Below are 21,846 nucleotides of genomic sequence, written 5' to 3'. Positions count from 1 at the left end.
CTGAGCGCCCGCTCAGCGGTTGCGTATCGCAGCAGTGCCGTCCCGCACCTTTGGAGGAGAGCCATCGTGCCTCGTACCGTCAGGGATGTCGTCTTCGTCGACGGCGTCCGCACCCCGTTCGGCAAGGCGGGCCCGAAGGGCATCTACCACGAGACCCGCGCCGACGACCTCGTCGTGAAGGCGATCCGGGAGCTGCTGCGCCGCAACCCGGGTCTCGACACGAAGCAGATCGACGAGGTCGCCATCGCCGCGACCACGCAGATCGGCGACCAGGGGCTGACCCTGGGCCGCACTGCGGGCATCCTCGCCGGGCTGCCGCAGTCCGTCCCGGGCTACTCCATCGACCGGATGTGCGCGGGCGCGCTGACCGCCGTCACCACCGCCGCCGGTTCGATCGCCTTCGGCGCGTACGACGCCGTCATCGCCGGTGGCGTCGAGCACATGGGCCGTCACCCCATGGGCGAGGGCGTCGACCCGAACCCGCGGTTCGTGAGCGAGAAGCTCGTGGACGAGTCGGCCCTGTTCATGGGCATGACCGCCGAGAACCTGCACGACCGCTACCCGCACATCACCAAGCTGCGCGCCGACGAGTACGCCGTGCGCTCCCAGGAGAAGGCCGCCAAGGCGTACGCCAACGGCAAGATCCAGCAGGACCTGGTGCCCATCTCCGTACGGAACACCAACGCGGAGGTCGGCGAGACGGGCTTCGGCCTGGTCACCGCCGACGAGCCGATGCGGCCGGGGACCACCCTGGAGAACCTGAGCGGGCTGAAGACGCCGTTCCGTGTGCACGGGCGGGTCACCGCCGGCAACGCGGCCGGCCTGAACGACGGCGCCACCGCGTCGATCATCGCGTCCGAGGACTTCGCGCGCGCGAACGACCTGCCGGTCAAGATGCGTCTCGTCTCGTACGCCTTCGTCGGCGTCGAGCCCGAGGTCATGGGCTACGGTCCGATCCCGGCGACCGAGAAGGCCCTCGCCAAGGCGGGCCTCGGCATCGGTGACATCGGTCTGTTCGAGGTCAACGAGGCCTTCGCCGTCCAGGCCCTGGCCTTCCTCGACCACTACGGCATCGCGGACGACGACGCGCGCGTGAACCAGTACGGCGGTGCCATCGCCTTCGGTCACCCGCTGGCCTCGTCGGGTGTGCGTCTGATGACGCAGCTTGCCCGTCAGTTCGAGGAGCAGCCGGAGGTCCGCTACGGCCTGACCACCATGTGCGTCGGCTTCGGCATGGGCGCCACCGTCGTCTGGGAGAACCCGAACCACAAGGACGCCGGAGGCGACAAGTGAGCACCACCGAACTCCTCAAGGGCGCGGCCGAGCTGTTCCCCGACGAGGTCGTGACGTCCGCGCACGTACGCCACCTCGACCTGCCCTTCAACGCCGGCCGTTTCGCGCTGATCACCCTCGACAACGGCTTCGACCACACCAAGCCGACCACCTTCGGCCCGGCCTCGCTGGCGAACCTGAGCATCGCCATCGACCAGGTCGAGAAGGAGGCGTCGGCCGGCGAGATCGTCGGTGTCGGCATCACCGGCAAGCCGTTCATCTTCGCGGTCGGCGCGGACCTCAAGGGCGTCGAGCTCCTGAAGAACCACTCCGACGCGCTCGCCATCGGCAAGGGCGGCCACGAGGTCTTCAAGCGGCTGGCCCAGATCGCCGTCCCGACCTTCGGCTACTACAACGGTGCCGCCATGGGCGGTGGCGTCGAGGTCGGTCTGCACTGCTCGTACCGGACCGTCTCCGCGGCCCTGCCGGCCTTCTCGCTGCCCGAGGTCTTCCTCGGTCTGGTCCCCGGCTGGGGCGGCTGCACCCTCCTGCCGAACCTGATCGGCGCGGACAAGGCCGTCACGGTGATCATCGAGAACTCGCTCAACCAGAACAAGCAGCTCAAGGGCGGGCAGGTCTACGACCTCGGGATCGCCGACGCGCTCTTCGAGGGCGCTGACTTCCTGGAGCAGTCGCTGCTGTGGACGGCCGCCGTCCTGAAGGGCGAGATCGTCGTCGAGCGCCCGGCGATCGACCGTGGCGAGGCCTGGGACCAGGCCGTCGCGCGCGGCCGGTTCATCGCCGACAGCAAGGTGCACGGGGCCGCCCCGGCCGCCTACCGCGCGCTGGACATCATCGCCGCGGCCAAGGACGGCGACCTGCAGAAGGGGTACGACGCCGAGGACGTCGCGCTCGCCGACCTGATCATGGGTGGCGAACTGCGCTCCGGCATCTACGCCTTCAACCTGGTCCAGAAGCGCGGCAAGCGTCCGGCGGGTGCGCCGGACAAGTCGCTCGCGCGTCCGGTCACCAAGGTGGGCGTCGTCGGCGCGGGCCTGATGGCCTCGCAGCTCGCGCTGCTCTTCCTGCGCCGTCTTGAGGTGCCGGTCGTGCTGACCGACATCGACCAGGAGCGCGTCGACAAGGGTGTGGGCTACGTCCACGCCGAGATCGACAAGCTGCTGCTCAAGGGCCGCGTCAACCAGGACAAGGCCAACCGCCTCAAGGCCCTGGTCACCGGTGTCCTGGACAAGGCGGAGGGCTTCTCCGACGCCGACTTCATCATCGAGGCCGTCTTCGAGGAGATCGGCGTCAAGCAGCAGGTGTTCGCGGAGGTCGAGGCGGTCGCCCCGGCGCACGCGATCCTCGCGACGAACACGTCGTCCCTGTCGGTGACGGAGATGGCGTCGAAGCTGAAGAACCCCGAGCGGGTCGTCGGCTTCCACTTCTTCAACCCGGTCGCGATCCTGCCGCTCCTGGAGATCGTGCGCGGCGAGCAGACCGACGACGTCTCGCTGGCGACGGCGTTCGGTGTCGCCAAGAAGCTGAAGAAGACCGCGGTACTCGTGAAGGACGCTCCGGCGTTCGTCGTGAACCGTATCCTTACCCGCTTCATGGGCGAGATCCAGAACGTGATCGACGAGGGTACGTCGGTCGAGGTCGCGGAGAAGGCGGTGGAGCCGCTGGGTCTGCCGATGTCTCCGCTGGTGCTGCTGGAGCTGGTCGGTCCGGCGATCGGTCTGCACGTCTCGGAGACGTTGAACCGGGCGTTCCCGGACCGCTTCACGGTCTCCCCGAACCTCGCCGCCGTCGTCAAGGCCGGCAAGCGTGGCTTCTACGTGTACGACAGCGGGAAGCCCGAGCTGGACCCCGAGGTCGCCGCGCTGCTGAAGCAGGGTGACGTCGCTCTGAGCGAGGAGCAGGTGCGGGACCGGGTACTCGACGCGGTCGCCCAGGAGATCGGGCTCATGCTCGACGAGGGTGTCGTGGCCGAGGCCCAGGACATCGACCTGTGCCTGATCACCGGTGCGGGGTGGCCCTTCCACCTGGGTGGCGTCACGCCGTACCTGGACCGTGAGGGTGTCTCCGAGCGGGTGAACGGGAAGCGGTTCCTGGAGGCCGGGGTGGCTTCCGTCCCGGCGTAACGGTTCGTTGTGGTTGCCGAGTGCCCTGTACGCCGTGGTGGCGTGCGGGGCACTTGGTTTTCGCCCCCGCCGCCCCTACCCGTCCCATCCTGGTCCTGGGGGCTGCGCCCCCAGACCCCCGCTGTCGGCCCTGAAGGGGCCTCGTCCTCAATCGCCGGACGGGCTGGGTATTTCAGCCTCTCCGGCGTTTGAGGAGCGGGGGTTCGGGGGCGGAGCCCCCGAGGATGGGACGGGTAGGGGCGGCGGGGGCGAAGAGAGCCCGTCACACGGCTCCCCACGCCTCCAGCGCCAGCCCCGACTCCCGCTTCCTCCGTGCCACCCTCAGTTCTCCACCGCCGGGCACCACGGTCGCCGCGACCACCCTGCCGTTCGCGTCCTCCGCCAGCGACACCCTTGCGTCCAGCGGGAGTTGGGGGCCCGACTCGGTCCACCACGCGCCCGCCGACTCCTGCTCGGTCGGATACGCGGCGAAGGCCACCCGCCCGCTCGCCGAGCGCTGCGCGAGCAACGTGCAGTCGACCTCGTCCAGGGTGCAGCGGATCACCGACACCGGTCCGGGACCGGCCCCGGGGAGCAGTTCGACCGGCTCGCTGCCCGACCGCCAGGCGCACACCGTGTCCGACTCGTCCGTGTAGAACAGCGTCACGTGCTCGTCCGACGTGACCAGCGCCCGCAGACTGCCCTGACGGGCCGTCGCCTTCAGCGGGGCCTCGTCGAGTTCCGGGATCCAGCCGGGTCCGCCCTGCGTCCAGCGCAGGATGCCGTGGGGCGAGTTGCCGTACAGCTCGACGCGGCCGGAGGCACGCGTGACCGCCGTCAACTGCTCTTCCACGTCCTCGCCCTTGAGGTCGCGCCAGGGGCCCCAGCCGCCGCGCTCCTTCTGGCCGCGCATGCTGACACCGCCCACGGCGTTCCGTACGAAGACATGGGCGCGGCCCTCCGCGTCGACGGCGACCGCCGGTACGCCGGTCCGGTCGCCCTTCTGGTTCGGATGGCCGAGCGGCGTCCAGTCGAGGGCGGCGAGGGCAGGGCGGAAGTGTGTGGTGTGGACGAGTCCCGCCTCGCCCTTCACCGTGGGCCGCCATGTCGCCAAGTGGGCGTATTCGTCGGAGCCTTGGCCGACTCCGAGCATGGGGTGCACGCGCTGGTCGCCGCCGATGCGCCGGGGCGCGAGCCAGGGCCCGCCGGGCCGGGACTCCGCGCGGCAGACGATGCCGTCTCCCACGGCGTCGTACGCGCTCAGCCGGCCGTCGCGGCCCCGTATGAGCCAGTCGCCGTTGACCGACTCGGGACGTCCCGCGGTCGTGGTCGCGGAAGGAGGAACAATGGGCACTGGACTACTTTAGTGTGCTCTTACCTTTGCCGCGCCCCCCGGCCCCCTCATCCGGTACCCCTGATTCCGGTCCCCGTGCGACCCTGATCCTCATGAATGCCCCGCTGCTCGTGATCGTCGACGCCGCGAATGTCGTCGGTTCGGTACCCGACGGCTGGTGGCGGGACCGGCGCGGGGCGGCGGAGCGCCTGCGGGACCGGCTGGTGGCGTACGCGGAGAGCGGGTTGCCGGGGCGGGCGGGGCCCGTGGAGATCGTCCTCGTGGTCGAGGGCGCGGCCCGTGGGATCGATTCGGTTCCGGGCGTACGGGTCGTGCCGGCGCCCGGCAGCGGGGACGACCGGATGGTCGAGCTGGTCGCCGAGGCCGGGGACCGGGAGCGCCTCGTCGTCACCGCCGACCGTGAACTTCGGCGCAGGGTCGCGGAGTTGGGCGCCGAGGTCGCCGGCCCCCGTACGGTACGGAACGACTAGACCGCCGTACCGTACGGACTCCGCTGGCCAACTCCACTGATCGTCCCGGTCAGTTGGTGTCCGCCGTCGACTCCTCCTCGCGTCCCAGGCGGCTGTGGGAACGGCCGTACAGGAAGTACACGAGGAAGCCGAGCGCCATCCAGACGCCGAACCGGAGCCAGGTCTCGGCCGGCAGGTTCAGCATCAGCCAGAGCGAGGCGAGCACCGACAGGATCGGGATGAACGGCACCCACGGGGTCCGGAAGGCCCGGGGCAGGTCGGGGCGGGACTTGCGGAGGATGACCACGCCGATCGCGACGACGACGAAGGCGAACAGCGTCCCGATGTTCACCAGTTCGGCGAGTTCGCTCAGGGGGGTGAAGCCGGCGACGATCGCGATGATCACGCCCAGCAGGATCGTCGGCCGGTGCGGGGTCCTGAAGCGCGGGTGGACGTGGGAGAAGAAGCGGGGCAGCAGACCGTCGCGGCTCATCGCGAAGAAGACCCGGGTCTGGCCCAGGAGAAGGATCATGCAGACCGTCGTCAGGCCGACCGCGGCACCGAAGCTGATGAAGCCCGCGAACCACGGGTGCCCGGTGGCCTTGAAGGCGTCGGCGAGGGGCGCGGTCACCGACAGTTCGGTGTAGTGCTGCATGCCGGTCACCACGATCGACACCGCGACGTACAGGGTGGTGCAGATGACGAGGGAGCCGAGGATGCCCCGGGGCATGTCCCGCTGCGGGTTCCTGGTCTCCTCGGCGGCGGTGGCCACCACGTCGAAGCCGATGAAGGCGAAGAACACGACGGAGGCCGCCGTGAAGATGCCCATCACGCCGAAGTTCGAGGGCGCCCAGCCGAACATCAGCTGGATGAGCGGCGCCTGGAGGCCGTCACCGGCCGCCACCTCCTGCGCCTTCGGGATGAACGGGTCGTAGTTGTCGCCCTTGACGAAGAAAGCGCCCGCGATGATCACGACGAGGACGACGGTCACCTTGACGGCGACGACGATCGAGGTGACCCGCGCGGAGAGCTTCGTGCCGAGCACGAGGATGCCGGTCAGCACCAGGACCAGTGCGGCGGCGAGGATGTCGAAGCCGAAGCCGTCGGCCCCGTCCCTGCCGCTGAGCGCCTCCGGGAGGTGCCAGCCGGCGTTGTCGAGGAGCGAGGTGATGTACCCGGACCAGCCGACGGCCACCACCGCCGTACCGAGCGCGAACTCCAGTACCAGGTCCCAGCCGATGATCCAGGCGGGCAGTTCGCCGAGCGAGGCGTACGAGAACGTGTACGCGGAGCCGGCCACCGGGACCGTTGAGGCGAACTCGGCGTAGCAGAGCGCCGCGAGGGCGCAGACGACCCCGGCGACCGCGAAGGCCAGGGCGACGGCGGGCCCGGCGTTGTTCTTGGCGACCGTGCCGGTGAGGACGAAGATGCCGGTGCCGATGATGACGCCGACGCCGAAGACCGTCAGATCCAGCGCGGACAGGGATTTCTTGAGCGCGTGCTCCGGCTCCTCGGTGTCGCGGATGGACTGTTCGACCTTCTTCGTCCTGAAGAGGGTGCTGCTCACGGGCGTACCTCCCACGCTGTGCCGTCCCGGACATGGTCGGGAGGGGGCGATGGGCGTCCCCCGGGTTGAGTGAAGCCGAGACTGGGGGAGCGCATGCCCCGGCGCGAGGGATTTCACGCCAATGGGCCGGTCTCGCCACCGTAAAGGGTGGGGAAACCGGCCCATTGGGGCTCATCCGTGGGTCAGTCGCGGGCGGGCTCCACCGAGTCGACCTCGGACTGCTCGAACCGTCCGTCGATCCTGGAGACAAGGCCGGTGACCTGGCGGGCGATGTCCGGTGCCGTCAGGCCGATCTCCGCCATGACCTCGGCCCGGGATGCGTGGTCGAGGAAGCGCGGCGGGATACCGAAGTCGCGCAGCGGTACGTCGACCCCCGCGTCCCGCAGGGCCTGAGCGACGGCCGAACCGACGCCACCCACACGGGAGTTGTCCTCGACCGTGACGACCACGCGGTGCCGCTCGGCGAGCGGCGCCATGGCCTCGTCGACCGGCTTGACCCAGCGCGGGTCGACGACGGTGGTCGAGATGCCCTGCTGGTCGAGCAGGGCGGCGATCTCCAGGCACATGGGTGCCAGCGCGCCCACGGACACGAGAAGCACGTCCGGGGTGTCGGTGCCGGGCTCGCGCAGCACGTCCATGCCGCCGACGCGTCCCACCGCGGGTACGGCGGGGCCGACGGCGCCCTTCGAGAAGCGGACGACGGTCGGCGCGTCGTCGACCTGGACGGCCTCGCGGAGCTGGGCACGGACCTGGTCGGCGTCGCGCGGCGCGGCGAGCCTGAGGCCCGGGACGACCTGGAGGATCGACATGTCCCACATACCGTTGTGGGAGGCCCCGTCGGTGCCGGTGACGCCGGCCCGGTCGAGGACGAACGTCACGCCGCACTTGTGCAGCGCCACGTCCATGAGGACCTGGTCGAAGGCCCGGTTCAGGAAGGTCGCGTACACCGCGAAGACGGGGTGCACTCCCCCGGTGGCGAGCCCGGCCGCGGAGACGGCGCCGTGCTGCTCGGCGATGCCGACGTCGTAGATGCGGTCCGGGAAGGCGTCCGCGAACTTCTTCAGGCCGACGGGCTGGAGCATCGCGGCCGTGATGGCGACGATGTCCTCGCGCTCCCGGCCCAGTTCGACCATCTCGTCGCCGAAGACGGAGGTCCAGTCGGCGCCGGAGACCTTGACCGGCAGGCCCGTGTCGGGGTGGATGGGGCCGATGCCGTGGAAGCGGTCGGCCTCGTCCTGGAGGGCGGGCTGATAGCCGCGGCCCTTCTCTGTGAGGCAGTGCACGATGACCGGGCCGCCGAAGCGCTTGGCGCGGGCCAGCGCGGACTCCAGGGCCTCGATGTCGTGGCCGTCGATCGGGCCGACGTACTTGAGTCCGAGGTCCTCGAACATGCCCTGCGGGGCGATGAAGTCCTTGAGGCCCTTCTTGGCACCGTGCAGGGTCTCGTACAGCGGTCTGCCGACGACCGGGGTCCGCTCCAGCAGGTCCTTGCCCTTGGCGAGGAACCGTTCGTAGCCGTCGGTCGTGCGCAGGGTGGCCAGGTGGTTGGCGAGGCCGCCGATGGTGGGCGCGTACGAACGTTCGTTGTCGTTGACGACGATGACCAGCGGACGGTCCTTGGCGTCGGCGATGTTGTTCAGCGCCTCCCAGGCCATACCGCCGGTGAGCGCGCCGTCACCGATCACCGCGACCACGTGGTGGTCGTCGCGTTTCAGTACCTGGTTGGACTTCGCGAGACCGTCGGCCCAGCCGAGGACCGTCGAGGCGTGCGAGTTCTCGATGACGTCGTGCTCGGACTCGGCCTGCGAGGGGTAGCCCGACAGACCGCCCTTCATCTTCAGCCTGGAGAAGTCCTGGCGGCCGGTGAGCAGCTTGTGGACGTAGGACTGGTGGCCCGTGTCCCACAGCACCTTGTCCTTCGGCGAGTCGAAGACCCGGTGCAGCGCGATGGTGAGCTCGACGACCCCGAGGTTCGGTCCGAGGTGTCCGCCGGTCTTGGAGACCGCGTCGACGAGGAAGGTCCGGATCTCCTCGGCCAGCTGGTCGAGCTGTTCCAGGCTGAGCCGGTCAAGATCGCGCGGTCCCTTGATGCGGGTCAGCAGCGGCACCCGTGCCTCCTTGCAGTAGAGCTGATCGAGCTTTCGCCGGGCGTGTCGAGTCTAGTGTTCCGCCTTCGGGACCAACGCCCGGCCTCTGCGCCATACGTCACGCGATCGGCCGTACCCAAGAAATGTGCCGTCTATGACACGCCTGTGCCCGGCACCCCCAACGGGACACCGGGCACAATCGTTCGAAAGTACGCCGCAGGCGGCTTTCGGGGGCGCGGGGAACTGTGCGATCGACCACGGACGAGCCGCAGCCGGACAACCAGCGCAACCTCCACGACGCTGCCCGCTACGCGCGCCCTGCGGCCTTCTGGCTCCGCCGGGACACGGAGTCGATGACAACCGCACCCAACAGCACCGCACCAGTGATCATGTACTGGATCGACGTGTTCATGTTCAGCAGGTCCAGACCCGTCTGGATCGACTGGATCACCAGCATGCCCAGCAGCGCCGACCACACGTTGCCCCGCCCACCGAAGAGGCTGGTGCCACCGATGACCGCCGCCGCGATGGCCAGCATCAGCGTGTTGCCGCCACCGGCGTTCAGCGTGGCGGACGCCGTTACGCCGGCGAAGAACATGCCGCCGACCGCCGCGAAGCCGCCGGAGATCGCGAACACGCTGATGCGGACCATCGGCACGCTGATACCGGCACGACGGGCAGCCTCGATGCCGCCGCCCACCGCGAACACCTTGCGACCGTACGTCGTACGACGCAGCACGAAGTCCACGATCACCAGCGTCGCCAGGAAGATCACCAGAGAGTTGGAGACACCCGCGGCGTTGTTCAGCACGGCCGCGGCCACGAAAGAAGCGACCGCGAGCGCCCCCACACGAAGCAGGATCTCGCTGTTCGGCCGGAACGGCACACCAGCCGCCCGGCGGCGGCGCTGCTCACCGAAGTTACCGACCAGGGACAGCACGACCGCGAGAGCGGCCAGCAGATACGCCCCGATGATGGCCTGGTCCATGAAGAAGGAGCTCTTGCCCAGCACGTGCACCGGACCGCTGTCCGACGGAATGTTGATGGTGCCGCTGGAGCCCAACAGCCACAGCATCAGGCCGTTCCAGCCGAGGAAGCCGGCCAAGGTGACGACGAACGCCGGTACGCCGATCTTCGCGAAGAACCAGCCGTGCAGCGCTCCGATGGCGACGCCGGTAAGGATCGCCAGGATCAGCGAGAGCCAGGCGTTCATGCCGTGGTTCACCACGAACACGGCGAACAGCGTGGACGCCAGACCGCTGACGGAACCGACCGACAGATCGATCTCGCCCAGCAGCAGGACGAACACCAGGCCGATGGCCAGCATGCCGGTGGCCGACATGAAGTAGCTGATGTCGGAGAGGTTGCCGGCGCTCAGGAACAGGTCGTTCTTCAGCTGGAAGATCGTCCAGATGACGATCAGGCCGATGACGACCGGCAGCGAGCCCAGCTCGCCGCCCTTCACCTTGCGCTTGAACTCGGTGACGTAGCCCTTGAGGCCCTCGTCCCGGACCAGCAGACGCGGGTCGACGACGGACACCGCCGCCGCGGTCGGGTCGTCGGCGGGTGCCACCGTGTTCTGGTGCTCCGCCCCTGGGTCGGGCTTCACGGTCTTGGACGTGTCGCTCACTTTGCCGCCTCCGTGTCGCGACGCCCCGCACGACGGGTCACGGCGTTGTCCGTGGCTCCGGTGATCGCGGCGATGATCTCTTCGTGGCTCGTGGTCTTCACGGGGAAGGAGCCGTTGTTCTTGCCGAGGCGCAGGACGTGGACGGTGTCCGCGACCGCCTTCACGTCGGCCATGTTGTGGCTGATGAGGATGACGCCGAGGTTGCGCTCGCGCAGCCGCTCGACCAGGTCGAGGACCTGGGCCGTCTGCTCGACGCCGAGGGCGGCGGTGGGCTCGTCGAGGATGACGACCTTGGGGTCACCGATCAGGGCGCGCGCGATGGCGACGACCTGGCGCTGACCACCGGAGAGGCTGGCGATCGGGATGCGCACGCTCGGGATGCGGATGGAGAGAGTGCTCAGCAGCTCACGGGCGTTCTTCTCCATCGTCACCTCGTCGATGACGCCGCGGTGCAGCAGCTCGCGTCCGAGGTAGAGGTTGCCGACCACATCGAGGTTGTCGCACAGGGCGAGGTCCTGATAGACGGTCGCGACGCCGAGTCCCTGGGCGTCGTGCGGCTTGTTGATGCTGACCGGGTTGCCCTCCCACTCGATGACGCCCTCATCGATGGGGTGAACGCCCGCGATCGTCTTGACCAGGGTCGACTTTCCTGCGCCGTTGTCGCCCACCAGGGCGACCACTTCTCCGGGGTGGACCTCCAGCTCTACGTCGGTGAGGGCCTGGACCGCACCGAACCGCTTGGAGACTCCGCGCAACGCCAACACGGGCGTAGCGGACACGTGAACCATCTCCTTCGCCGCCTGACCGGCGGGGATGCCGCGCTTGGGGTAGGCGCGGAGGGGTGTGCGCTATGGCACGGGTTTACAGGACGAACATGCGCGAGTCCGCTGCCGATGGCAACGGTTCCGTCCGACGCCCGGCCCGGCAGCGGGGTATGAAGGCCGGGCCGGGCGTCGGACAGGTCTCGCGGGACCGCCGGGCGGTCATGTCCGGGTGAGCGCCTGTGGGCGCCCGCCCGGTGCCGGCGGTCCTGGTGTGCCGACCGCCTACTGAAGCCCGGCGGTCTTGCAGGCGGCGGCGAACTCGCCGGCGCAGATCTCGGCGACGGTGTAGAGCTTGTCCTTGACGACCGTGTCCGCGATGTTGGCCTTGGTGACCGACACCGGGGTCAGCAGCTGCGAGGGGACCTTGTCGCCGGAGCCGCTGGTCAGCGTCTCGGTGGCGAGCGAGTCGATGCTCTTGCCGTCGAGCAGGTTGACCGCGATCTGGGCGGCGGCGTCGGCCTCCGGCTTGAAGGCCTTGTAGACGGTGCTGGACTGGGTGCCGGCGACGATGCGCTGGATGCCCGCGAGCTCCGCGTCCTGACCGGTCAGCGGGATACCGCTGATGCCCGCACCCTTGAGGGTGTTGGCGATGCCACCGGCCATGCCGTCGTTGGCGGCGTAGACGCCCGCGATGTTCTTGGCGCCGAGCTGCGTGATGGCGGCCGACATCTTCTGGGCGGCGACGGTGTCCTTCCACAGGCCGGACTGCTCGTAGGCGATGTCGACCTTGCCGTCGAGGGCTTCGTGCGCGCCCTTCTTGAACTGACCGGCGTTCGGGTCGGCGTCGTCACCGTTGATCATGACGACCTTGGCCTTCGGGGTCGCCTTGGCGCCGAGGGAGGCGAGCAGGGCCTCGCCCTGGAGCTGGCCGACCTTGACGTTGTCGAAGGAGACGTAGGCGGAGACCGGGCCCTGGGCCAGACGGTCGTACGCGACGACCTTGATGCCCTTGTCGACCGCCGTCTGGATGGACGACTTGATGGCGGCGGAGTCCTGGGCGCTGACCACGATCACCTTGACGCCCTTGGTGATCATGCTGCTGACCTGCTGGGCCTGCTTGGCCGCGTCGCCGGCTGCGTTCGCGTACTCGACCTTGCAGTCGGAACACAGCTCCTTGACCTTGGCCACGAAGAAGGGCTTGTCGAACTTCTCGTAGCGTGCGGTCACGCTGTCGGGGAGCAGCAGACCGATGGTCTTGTCGCCGCTCGAACCGCTGTCGTTGTCGTCGTCGCCGGCCTTGCCACAAGCGGCCACGGCGAGAGCCATGGAAACAGCAGTGGTACCGATCACGACTCTACGCATCATCGCGTTCATTTGGTGGTGCCTCCCTGACAGGGCCGCAACGCTGCGGCCGAGGTGGCTGGAAGTCAACTCGGCCACACGTGCGACGTCAAGAAGTAAATCCTTAACGGGTTGGCAACGGCTTTGTTCGTTCTCTAGGTGAAGGCAGGAGTGGCTGCGTTCAGCGTGCCGTCCAAAAGGGTCGAATCGCCCATTTCGCTCAACGCGAGAGCGAGCGCTCCGAGCACCTCTGCACGACCTCCAAGTGCCCCTGGAAGAACGGACAGTTGACGTGCCGCACTGGGGATCGCATAGCGGCCGACAGACTCTCTTATGGGACCGAGCACCAGCTCACCGGCCTCGGCGAGATCACCACCGAGGACCACTCTGCTCGGGTTCAGCAGATTGCAGAGATTGGCGACTCCACTGCCGATATGACGGCCGACGTCGGCGATCACGCGACGACAACCCGGGTCGCCGTCCCGCGCCAGCCGCACGACACCTTCCATGGTCAGGTCGGTTCCGTGGCTGGACTGGAGGAGCGGCAGCACATAGCGCGCCGCCGCGAAGGTCTCCAGGCAGCCCCGGTTTCCGCAGCGGCAGACGGGGCCGGATTCATCAAGAGTAATATGCCCGATTTCTCCCGCTGTGCCACCCGGGCCCCGGTAGATCTTGCCGTCGATCACCAGTCCGGCCCCGACACCGCTCGCGACCTTGATGTACGCCAGGTCGCGCACCCCCCGGCCACTGCCCCAGACCAGCTCACCGAGGGCGCCGAGGTTGGCGTCGTTGTCCACGTGCACCGGCACGTCGAGGCGCCCGCGCAGCTCCTCACCGGGCCTGGTGCCGCTCCAGCCGGGCAGGATCGCGCTGGAGCCGAGAGTGCCCGACTCCACGTCGATCGGACCGGGTACGCCCAGGCCCACTCCGGCGATCTTGGAACGGTCGACGCCCGTTGCTGCGATCAGGCGATTGACCAGCTCTTCGGCCCGGTCGAAGCCCTGCGCGGCGGAGGCGTCCACGTCCAGCGGCTCGGACTCCTCGGCCAGCACCTGGTGGGCGAGGTTGCCTACCGCGACCCGTAGGTGCGTATGGCCGAAGTCGACGCCGATCACGATGCCGGCGTCCCCGCTCAGGGAGACGGCCCGGGCCCTTCGGCCCCCCGCCGAGGTGGGTGTGACCTCGACCGTTCCGCCGTCCTTCAGCTCGCGGACGATGTTGGACACCGTGGCCGCCGACAGGCCGGTGGTCCTGGCGATCTCGGCCTGCGTGAGCGACCCGGCGAGGCGCACGGCCCGTACGACCCGTTCCAGGTTGGCTCGGTGCAGTGACGACTGCGACCCCGGAGTCTCCACGACGACCTCCTGCGCGCGGGACCGCTTCGATGAGGCCCCGTCTATGTCCAACTAGTGAACTCTAAGCTGAGCCGTTCGGGTCACCTCCCGTCAAGAGGTTGAACTGCATCCGAGGTCTTGTACACATAGGTGCGCGCGTGCACGGTTTGCGGTATGCACGCGCGCGTACGGCGGCTGAACGGAAGGTTCCGGTTACTTCAGCGCGCCCGCGGTGAGTCCTGTCACCACCTGGCGCTGGAAAACGATGTACGCGGCAAGCACCGGCAGCATCGCCATCACCAGACCGGCGAAGAGACCGGACCAGTCGCCCTTGTAGCCCTGGCTGGCGGCCAGCTGCACCAGGCCCTGGGTGAGCACCCTTTTGTCGGGGTCGGTGTTGAGCACCGTCGGCAGCATGTACTGGTTCCACTGGCCGAGGAAGTTGAAGATGCCCACGCTGATCAGCCCGGGCTTGGCCATGGGCAGCATGATCTGGAAGAAGGTCCGGGAGTGCGAGGCTCCGTCGACGAAGGCGGCCTCCGCCACCGAGACCGGCAGGGTCCGGAAGAACGCGGTCAGGAAGAAGACCGTGAACGGCAGTGAGTAGGCGATGTAGACCAGGATCAGCCCGTGGATCGTGTTCAGCAGGCCCATGTTGTTCACCACGTAGAACAGCGGGACCAGCGCCAGCATGATCGGGAAGCTCATGCCGCCGATGAACAGGTAGTAGATGAACCGGTTGCCCGGGAAGTCGAAGCGGGCCAGGACGTAGGCCGCCATCGAGCCCAGCACCAGGGTGCCGACGAGCGAACCGCCCACCACCAGGACGGTGTTGAGGAAGTAGTCGCTCATGTTGGCGTCGGTCCAGGCCCGCGCCCAGTTGTCGAAGTGCAGCTTGTCCGGCAGGGACCAGGGCGAACTGAAGATCGCGTTGTCGTCCTTGAAGGACGTCATCACCGCCCACACGAGCGGCATCACGACCATGAACGCCCACAGGACGAGCATGCCGTGCGAGAAGACGTTGAGGACCGCGCCCTCCTTCTTCTCGCGCTTCTCCTTCCCGGACGCGTTCTCCTTGCGCACGGGCCCCCCGGAGTGCTGGGGAACCGTGTCCGACGGTGTGCTGTCGGTCGTCTTCATGTGTGTCAGTACTCCAGCCGCTCGCGCCGGCCCAGCCGCAGCACGAGGGCCGCGAAGGCCAGCGTGACGACGAGCAGGGCGACCCCGATGGTGGTTGCGTAGGCGGCCTGACCGTCACGGAAGGCCTTCTGGTACACGTACAGGACCATGACGGTCGTCGAGTAGTCCGGTCCCCCGGGCCCGGTCGTCATGATCTGGACGACCGCGAACGACTCGGCGCCCAGCGCGAGGATGCCCATGTAGACCCAGCCGGACTGCACGGTGTCCCACAGCAGCGGCAGGGTGATCCGGAAGAACGTGGTGGCCCGGCCCGCGCCGTCGAGCAGCGCCGCCTCGTACAGGTCCGCCGGGATCGACGCCATGCCCGCGGAGAACAGCACCACGAAGAAGCCGACCGTCGACCAGACCAGCACCGCCATCACACACCACAGGGCGAGGTCCGGGTCGCCCAGCCAGAGCGGCTGGACGCTGCCGAGCCCGATGCCGCGCAGCAACGAGTTGATCGAGCCGCTGTCCGGGTTGTACGCGAAGGCGAACAGCAGCGCGACGATCGCGATCGAAAGCACCTGCGGAAAGAAGTAGACGATTTTGTAGAACGCGGAACCGCGGACCCCGGAAATCACCGGGCCACCGCGGCGCCTCTTGCCGCCCACATTGATCATGAAGGCGAAGAACAGCGCCAGACTGATCGTCACCAGCGGCAGCACCAACGCGAACAGGAGGCTGTGCTGCAACGACTTCCAGAAGATGTCGTCGTCGAGCATCCTCTTGTAGTTGTCGAAGCCCACCATCTTGAATTCCGGGCTCAGTCCGGTCCAGTCCGTGAACGAGTAATAGATGGACTGGATGAACGGCCAGATGACGAAAAGCGCGTACAGCCCGAGAGGGACCGCCAAAAATCCCACGATGAAGCGGTACTTGCCGTGCTGCATTACCACAGACCCCGTTCCGTGCGCGGGTGCCGCCGCTGGTGACAGTTCATCGGCTTCTGATCACTGGTGCTTGTAGTGCTTGATCGACGTGTCCTTCGCGGTCGCGTCGGCGAAGGCCTGGATCTTCTTGATGGCCTCGGCCGGGGTGAGCCGCCCGGCCATCATCTCGCCGAGACCCGACACCCCGATCTGCTCCTTCTGGAGCTGCACGTACCAGTCCTGCAGGCGCGGGTTGACGACGTTGTCGCCGGCCTTCTCCAGCGCCGCCACACCCGACTTGAGGCCCGGGGTGAGGGTGATGCCGTCGGTGCCGCCGTTGTACGCGGTCAGCGACTTGACCTTGGTGGTGAAGTTCTTCGAGGAGGCCTCGCTGAGCATGATGCGCAGCTGCTCCATGCCGCCCGCGGTGTTCTTCGCCTTGGCCGGGACGATGAACGGCTCGCCGCCGGATGCCCAGATCGTGCCGAACGGCAGCTTGTCGGAGCTGTCGATGCCGGTCGGCGCGGAGACGGCGAGGTCGAAGTCGGCGGGGATGACGTTGGCCGACTCGTTCTCCACCCAGGAGCCGTTCGGGATGAACAGCGCCTTGCCCTTGGCCCACGCGGTCTGCGACTGGATGTGGTCGAGACCGGGGGTGCCCTTGAGCACGTACCCCTTCTTGTAGAGCTCGTAGTACGCCTCGAAACAGGCCTTGACGGCCGGGGCCTTCCAGGCGTTCGGCTCCAGGTTGTCGATCGCGTTGAGAACCTCGACCCCGCCGACCTTGCCGATCATCGCGTAGAGCGAGAAGGGCAGGTAGTACGGGTACTTGCCCGCGTAGGTCCAGCCGGCGATGCCCTTTTTCTTGGCCTTCTCGCACACGGCGAGCATCTCGTCCCACGTCTCCGGGTAGGTGGCGTCGAGCGAGTCGAGGGCCTTCTGGGAGTACCAGACGCCGTACACCGTGTAGGCGTAGTACATGATCCAGACCGGGTCGCCGTCGAGCTGGCCCATCTCGACGATGCCCGGCCGCAGCGTGTCGCGGACCTTCTTGTCCGGGTCGTCGTAGGACGGGGCGTCGAGCAGCGGGGTGAGGTCGGCGAGCTGGTTCTTGCCGGCCAGGACGCCCATGTCCATCTGCTCGGCGCCGGAGTTGTCGATGAGGTCCGGCGGGGTGCCCTGGTTGAAGCGGGGCTGGAGCGTGGACTGGATCTTCTGGGTGGCGGAGAACTTGACCTTCGCCTTCGGGAAGTTCTGCTCGTAGATCTTGACCGCGTCCTCGGCGTACTCCTTGCCGAAGCCGCCGTCGAAGAGCACGAACTCCATCTGAGCGGTGTCGTTGACCGCCAGGGGGTTCTTCGCGGTCTTCGTACCCGCCTTGGCCTTGTCCTCGTCGCCTCCGCCGCTGCTCGCGCAGGAGGACAGGAAGCTCATCGTGGGGACGGAGATCAGGCCGAGCGCCGCTGACCGTTTGATCAGGTCGCGGCGGCCGAGCCCGGTGGCCGTGGTGCCAGTGGTGGTACCGGTGGTGCGGTCGGGGGTGCGGCTCTCGTCGGAAGTGGATCCCATGCTCAAGTCCTCGCCTTCTCCAGGACTCAGGCGGTGAACCGGATCCTCCCGGCACCGCGATCGGGTCGAACTGGGTCGTGCAGGAAGTACTTAGTGCGTGATGCGCCCTGATCAGAGGGAATACCCGGCGGGCCGCGCGTTCAGCACAGTCAAACCACCCTTCCGGCTCCCCTCACACCTGATGTCGGCCGGTCGAACAGTGGCAGATGCCGACAGGTATAGTCCACTTCCCGTCAAAGGGGCAAGATCGAAAGCAGGGTTGGTCGCGGGTCTTTTCCGAGTTGAGACCTCGCGGAAATATGTGGACGGCGCGCGTCCCTTTGCGCGAAAAATTAGCGATATTGGGCCCGAATGCCACACCCAACGCCCTTGACACCACTGACCACTTGACTCCCTACTGGTTCCTGCGCAGCCAAGGTGACAACGTTGTCCGGCAGCAGGGAGGGTGCTCTCGCATGCGGCAGGGAGTTCGAAACAGGGCTCGGTACGGATGGCAGTTCGGATCAATTCCAGCCATCGCAACGGTGTTCGCACTGGCGATCGGTGGACAGGGTGCGGCGACCGCCCTCCCGGTCACCGCACCGGCCGCCGACCGGGAGTTCGCCTCCTCGTTCGAGGCGGGTGAGCCGGCGCCGGACTGGCTGAACACCGTCGACACCGGTCCGGACGGCACCAGGCGGACCTCGGGTGTCGACGGCGGCTACAGCAGCGGCATCCCGGGCAACGCGACCGACCATGTGACGGACGTACGGGCGAGCGGCGAGAACACAGGCGGGGGTGAGGTGAAGGAGAACCTCGTCGACGGCGTGCCGGGGACCAAGTGGCTGACGTTCGCGTCCACCGGGTGGGTGGAGTTCGACCTGGACGAGCCGCTCAAGGTGGTCACGTATGCGCTGACCTCGGCCAACGACCACGCCGAACGCGACCCGGCCGACTGGACGCTCCAGGGCTCGGTGGACGGGACGACGGGCTGGAGGACCCTCGACCGTCGCTCGGGCGAGTCGTTCGCCGAGCGGTTCCGGACCAGGTCGTACGACCTGTCCTCGCCTGCCGAGTACCGGCATTTCCGGCTCGACATCGGGCGGAACAACGGGGGAGCCATCACGCAGCTCGCCGATGTCCAGTTCTCGACGGGCGGCGGTGACACTCCTGCGCCCCGGGACATGCTGTCGCTGGTCGACCGCGGCCCGAGCGGCTCGCCGACCGCGAAGGCGCGCGCCGGTTTCACGGGCAAACGGGCGCTGCGGTACGCCGGCACGCATCGGGCGGCCGGGCGGGCGTACTCGTCCAACAAGGTGTTCGACGTGAACGTGGCCGTCGACCGGGACACCGAACTGTCGTACCGGATCTTCCCCTCGATGGCGGACGGTGATCTCGACTACGACGCCACGAACGTGTCGGTGGACCTGGTCTTCACGGACGGCACCCTTCTGAGTGAACTTCGGGCGGTCGACCAGCACGGCTTCGCGCTGACGCCTCAGGGGCAGGGCGCGGCGAAGGGGTTGTACGTCAACCAGTGGAACCATGTGGCCTCGCGGATCGGGGCGGTGGCTCAGGGGAGGACCGTCGACCGGGTGCTGGTGGCCTACGACTCGCCGGCCGGCCCGGCCAGGTTCCGGGGCTGGATCGACGACGTGACGCTCCGGACCGTCGCCCCCGAGCCACCTCGGGAACACCTGTCCGACCATGCGGTGACGACCCGGGGCACCAACTCCAGCGGCGGCTTCTCCCGGGGCAACAACTTCCCGGCGACGGCCGTGCCGCACGGTTTCAACTTCTGGACGCCGGTGACCAACGCGGGCTCGCTGAGCTGGCTCTACGACTACGCGCGGGCCAACAACGCCGACAACCTGCCGACGATCCAGGCGTTCAGCGCGAGTCATGAGCCGAGCCCCTGGATGGGTGACCGGCAGACCTTCCAGGTGATGCCGTCCGCCGCCGCCGGCACCCCGGACACCGGCCGTACGGCACGGGCACTGCCCTTCCGGCACGAGAACGAGACCGCGCGGCCCCACTACTACGGGGTGCGGTTCGAGAACGGCGTCAGGGCCGAGATGACGCCGACCGACCACGCGGCGGTGCTGCGCTTCACCTACCCCGGCGACGACGCGAGCGTCCTGTTCGACAACGTCACCGACCAGGCGGGCCTGACCCTCGACCAGGAGAACGGCACCTTCACCGGCTACTCGGACGTGAAGTCGGGCCTGTCGACGGGGGCCACCCGGCTGTTCGTGTACGGGGTGTTCGACGACGACGCGGTGGTCACGGAGGGGTCGTCGAGCGGGGTCAAGGGCTATCTCCGGTTCAGGCCGGCGCCGGACGGGACCGTGACACTGCGGATCGCCACCTCGCTCATCGGCGTCGAGCAGGCCAGGGCCAATCTGCGTCAGGAGATTCCGGAGGGTACGTCCTTCGAGGCGGTGCGGGCAGCCGCGCAGCGGCAGTGGGACGGGCTGCTCGGGAAGGTCGAGGTGGAGGGGGCGACGCCGGACCAGCTGACGACGCTCTACTCCAGCCTGTACCGGCTGTATCTGTACCCCAACTCCGGCTTCGAGAAGGTCGGTTCGAAGTTCCAGTACGCGTCTCCGTTCTCCCCGATGCCGGGGCCCGACACCCCGACGCACACCGGGGCGAAGATCGTGGACGGCAAGGTGTACGTCAACAACGGCTTCTGGGACACCTATCGGACGACCTGGCCCGCCTACTCGCTCCTGACGCCTCGTCAGGCGGGCGAGATGGTCGACGGTTTCGTGCAGCAGTACAAGGACGGCGGCTGGACCTCGCGCTGGTCCTCCCCCGGGTACGCCGATCTGATGACGGGCACCTCGTCGGACGTGGCGTTCGCCGACGCCTATGTGAAGGGCGTCGGTTTCGACGCGAGGTCGGCCTACGACGCGGCCGTGAAGAACGCGACCGTCGTGCCCCCGATGTCGGGCGTGGGCCGCAAGGGCATGGCGACCTCACCCTTCCTCGGCTACACGAGCACGGAGACCCGTGAGGGCCTGTCGTGGGCGCTGGAGGGCTACCTCAACGACTACGGCATCGCCCGGATGGGTCAGGAGTTGTACCGGGAGACGGGGCAGGCGCGGTACAAGGAGGAGTCCGAGTACTTCCTCAACCGTGCCCAGGACTATGTGCGGTTGTTCGACACCAGGGCCGGCTTCTTCCAGGGCCGGAACGCGCGGGGCGACTGGCGGGTGGAGTCGTCGGCGTACGACCCGCGCGTCTGGGGCCACGACTACACCGAGACGAACGGCTGGGGTTACGCCTTCACCGCCCCGCAGGACAGCCGGGGCCTGGCCAACCTCTACGGCGGCCGGGCGGGCCTCGCGGACAAGCTCGACGACTACTTCGAGACCCCGGAGACGGCCTCGCCCGAGTTCGTGGGCTCGTACAAGGGGGTCATCCACGAGATGACGGAGGCACGGGACGTCCGGATGGGGATGTACGGCCACTCCAACCAGGTGGCCCACCACGTGAACTACATGTACGACGCGGCCGGCCGGCCCTGGAAGACACAGAAGAACGTCCGCGAGGTCCTGTCCCGTCTCTACACGGGCAGCGAGATCGGCCAGGGCTACCACGGCGACGAGGACAACGGCGAGCAGTCGGCCTGGTATCTGTTCTCGGCACTCGGCTTCTACCCGTTGGTCATGGGCAGCGGCGAATACGCCATCGGTTCCCCGCTGTTCACCAGGGCCACGGTCCATCTGGAGAACGGCCGGGATCTGGTGATCAGCGCCCCGGCCAACAACGCTCGGAACGTGTACGTGCAGGGTCTGAAGGTCAACGGCCTGCCCTGGACGTCGACTTCACTCCCCCACTCGATCATCTCCCAAGGCGGGACCCTGGAGTTCGGGATGGGCTCCGAGCCCTCGACCTGGGGAGCGGCTAAGGACGCGGCCCCGGTGTCGATCACGCAGGACGACGCGGTGCCGACACCGCGGACGGATGTGGTGACGGGCGGGGGCGCGTTGTTCGACAACACGTCGGCGACGAACGCGACGGTGACGTCCGTGGAGCTGCCGATCGCCGGTCCCACGAAGGCCGTTCAGTACACGCTGACGTCCTCGGGCCGGACCCAGGCTCCGACGGGCTGGGTGTTGCAGGGCTCCAGCTCCTCCGCATCCTCATCCGACGGCGCGAACTGGCAGACGTTGGACCGGCGTTCAGGTGAGTCGTTCAGGTGGGACAGGCAGACCCGGGTGTTCTCGGTGGCGTCCGGGGGCTCGTACGCGCGGTACCGGCTGGTCCTCGACGGTGAGTCGACGCTGGCGGAGGTGGAGTTGTTGGGCTGACCTGCCC

At 68.1% G+C, this 21,846-nt stretch carries 14 protein-coding genes; 4 read left to right on the top strand and 10 right to left on the bottom strand.

The genetic code is table 11. The features are described from left to right. The first annotated feature begins 66 nt into the window (after positions 1–66). Complete coding sequence (locus OHN74_RS33275) at positions 67–1,293, top strand: thiolase family protein (protein ID WP_327698256.1); 1,227 nt, start codon at positions 67–69, stop codon at positions 1,291–1,293. Then, positions 1,290–3,416: a 3-hydroxyacyl-CoA dehydrogenase NAD-binding domain-containing protein gene (locus OHN74_RS33270; RefSeq protein ID WP_327698255.1), complete on the top strand. Its 2,127-nt coding sequence runs from the start codon at positions 1,290–1,292 to the stop codon at positions 3,414–3,416. Before OHN74_RS33275 ends, OHN74_RS33270 begins: the two co-directional genes overlap by 4 nt. Before the next feature lie 262 nt (positions 3,417–3,678). Here the strand turns inward: OHN74_RS33270 and OHN74_RS33265 are convergent, their stop codons facing one another. Continuing rightward, complete coding sequence (locus OHN74_RS33265) at positions 3,679–4,749, bottom strand: hypothetical protein (protein ID WP_327698254.1); 1,071 nt, start codon at positions 4,747–4,749, stop codon at positions 3,679–3,681. A 92-nt stretch (positions 4,750–4,841) separates the two neighbouring features. Between OHN74_RS33265 and OHN74_RS33260 the strand changes: the two genes are divergently transcribed. After that, complete coding sequence (locus OHN74_RS33260; protein WP_327698253.1) at positions 4,842–5,219, top strand: NTP pyrophosphohydrolase; 378 nt, start codon at positions 4,842–4,844, stop codon at positions 5,217–5,219. 49 nt (positions 5,220–5,268) lie between these two features. On the opposite strand, the gene OHN74_RS33255 is transcribed toward OHN74_RS33260, so the two are convergent. The 9 genes from OHN74_RS33255 to ngcE form a co-directional block, all read right to left on the bottom strand. After that, complete coding sequence (locus tag OHN74_RS33255; protein WP_327698252.1) at positions 5,269–6,765, bottom strand: amino acid permease; 1,497 nt, start codon at positions 6,763–6,765, stop codon at positions 5,269–5,271. 182 nt (positions 6,766–6,947) lie between these two features. Then, positions 6,948–8,873: a 1-deoxy-D-xylulose-5-phosphate synthase gene (gene dxs / locus OHN74_RS33250; protein WP_327698251.1), complete on the bottom strand. Its 1,926-nt coding sequence runs from the start codon at positions 8,871–8,873 to the stop codon at positions 6,948–6,950. A gap of 286 nt (positions 8,874–9,159) precedes the next feature. Then, the gene (locus OHN74_RS33245) at positions 9,160–10,482 is read right to left on the bottom strand and encodes a sugar ABC transporter permease (RefSeq protein WP_327698250.1); all 1,323 of its coding nucleotides are present in this window, start codon (positions 10,480–10,482) and stop codon (positions 9,160–9,162) included. Then, entirely contained in the window at positions 10,479–11,270 is a 792-nt protein-coding gene (locus OHN74_RS33240) for an ATP-binding cassette domain-containing protein (protein WP_327698249.1), read from the bottom strand. The genes OHN74_RS33245 and OHN74_RS33240 overlap by 4 nt, the downstream gene beginning before the upstream one ends. Positions 11,271–11,528: 258 nt before the next feature. Then, complete coding sequence (locus OHN74_RS33235; RefSeq protein ID WP_327698248.1) at positions 11,529–12,620, bottom strand: sugar ABC transporter substrate-binding protein; 1,092 nt, start codon at positions 12,618–12,620, stop codon at positions 11,529–11,531. Positions 12,621–12,742: 122 nt separating this feature from the next. Continuing rightward, entirely contained in the window at positions 12,743–13,942 is a 1,200-nt protein-coding gene (locus OHN74_RS33230; RefSeq protein WP_327698247.1) for an ROK family transcriptional regulator, read from the bottom strand. A 192-nt stretch (positions 13,943–14,134) separates the two neighbouring features. Next, positions 14,135–15,061: a carbohydrate ABC transporter permease gene (locus tag OHN74_RS33225; protein ID WP_327698246.1), complete on the bottom strand. Its 927-nt coding sequence runs from the start codon at positions 15,059–15,061 to the stop codon at positions 14,135–14,137. A gap of 5 nt (positions 15,062–15,066) precedes the next feature. Beyond that, positions 15,067–15,993: a carbohydrate ABC transporter permease gene (locus OHN74_RS33220; protein ID WP_327698245.1), complete on the bottom strand. Its 927-nt coding sequence runs from the start codon at positions 15,991–15,993 to the stop codon at positions 15,067–15,069. Between the two features lie 60 nt (positions 15,994–16,053). Next, entirely contained in the window at positions 16,054–17,541 is a 1,488-nt protein-coding gene (gene ngcE, locus OHN74_RS33215; RefSeq protein ID WP_327698244.1) for an N-acetylglucosamine/diacetylchitobiose ABC transporter substrate-binding protein, read from the bottom strand. Positions 17,542–17,996: 455 nt separating this feature from the next. On the opposite strand from ngcE, the gene OHN74_RS33210 reads away from it, so the two are divergent. Then, a complete protein-coding gene (locus OHN74_RS33210; RefSeq protein WP_327698243.1) occupies positions 17,997–21,839 on the top strand; it encodes a GH92 family glycosyl hydrolase in 3,843 nt (1,280 codons plus the stop codon). Positions 21,840–21,846: the final 7 nt, after the last annotated feature.

Source organism: Streptomyces sp. NBC_00459 (assembly GCF_036013955.1).
Taxonomy (GTDB): Bacteria; Actinomycetota; Actinomycetes; order Streptomycetales; family Streptomycetaceae; genus Streptomyces.
Note: the sequence above shows the minus strand (reverse complement) of the source record. Positions and strands in the feature narration are given on the sequence as shown.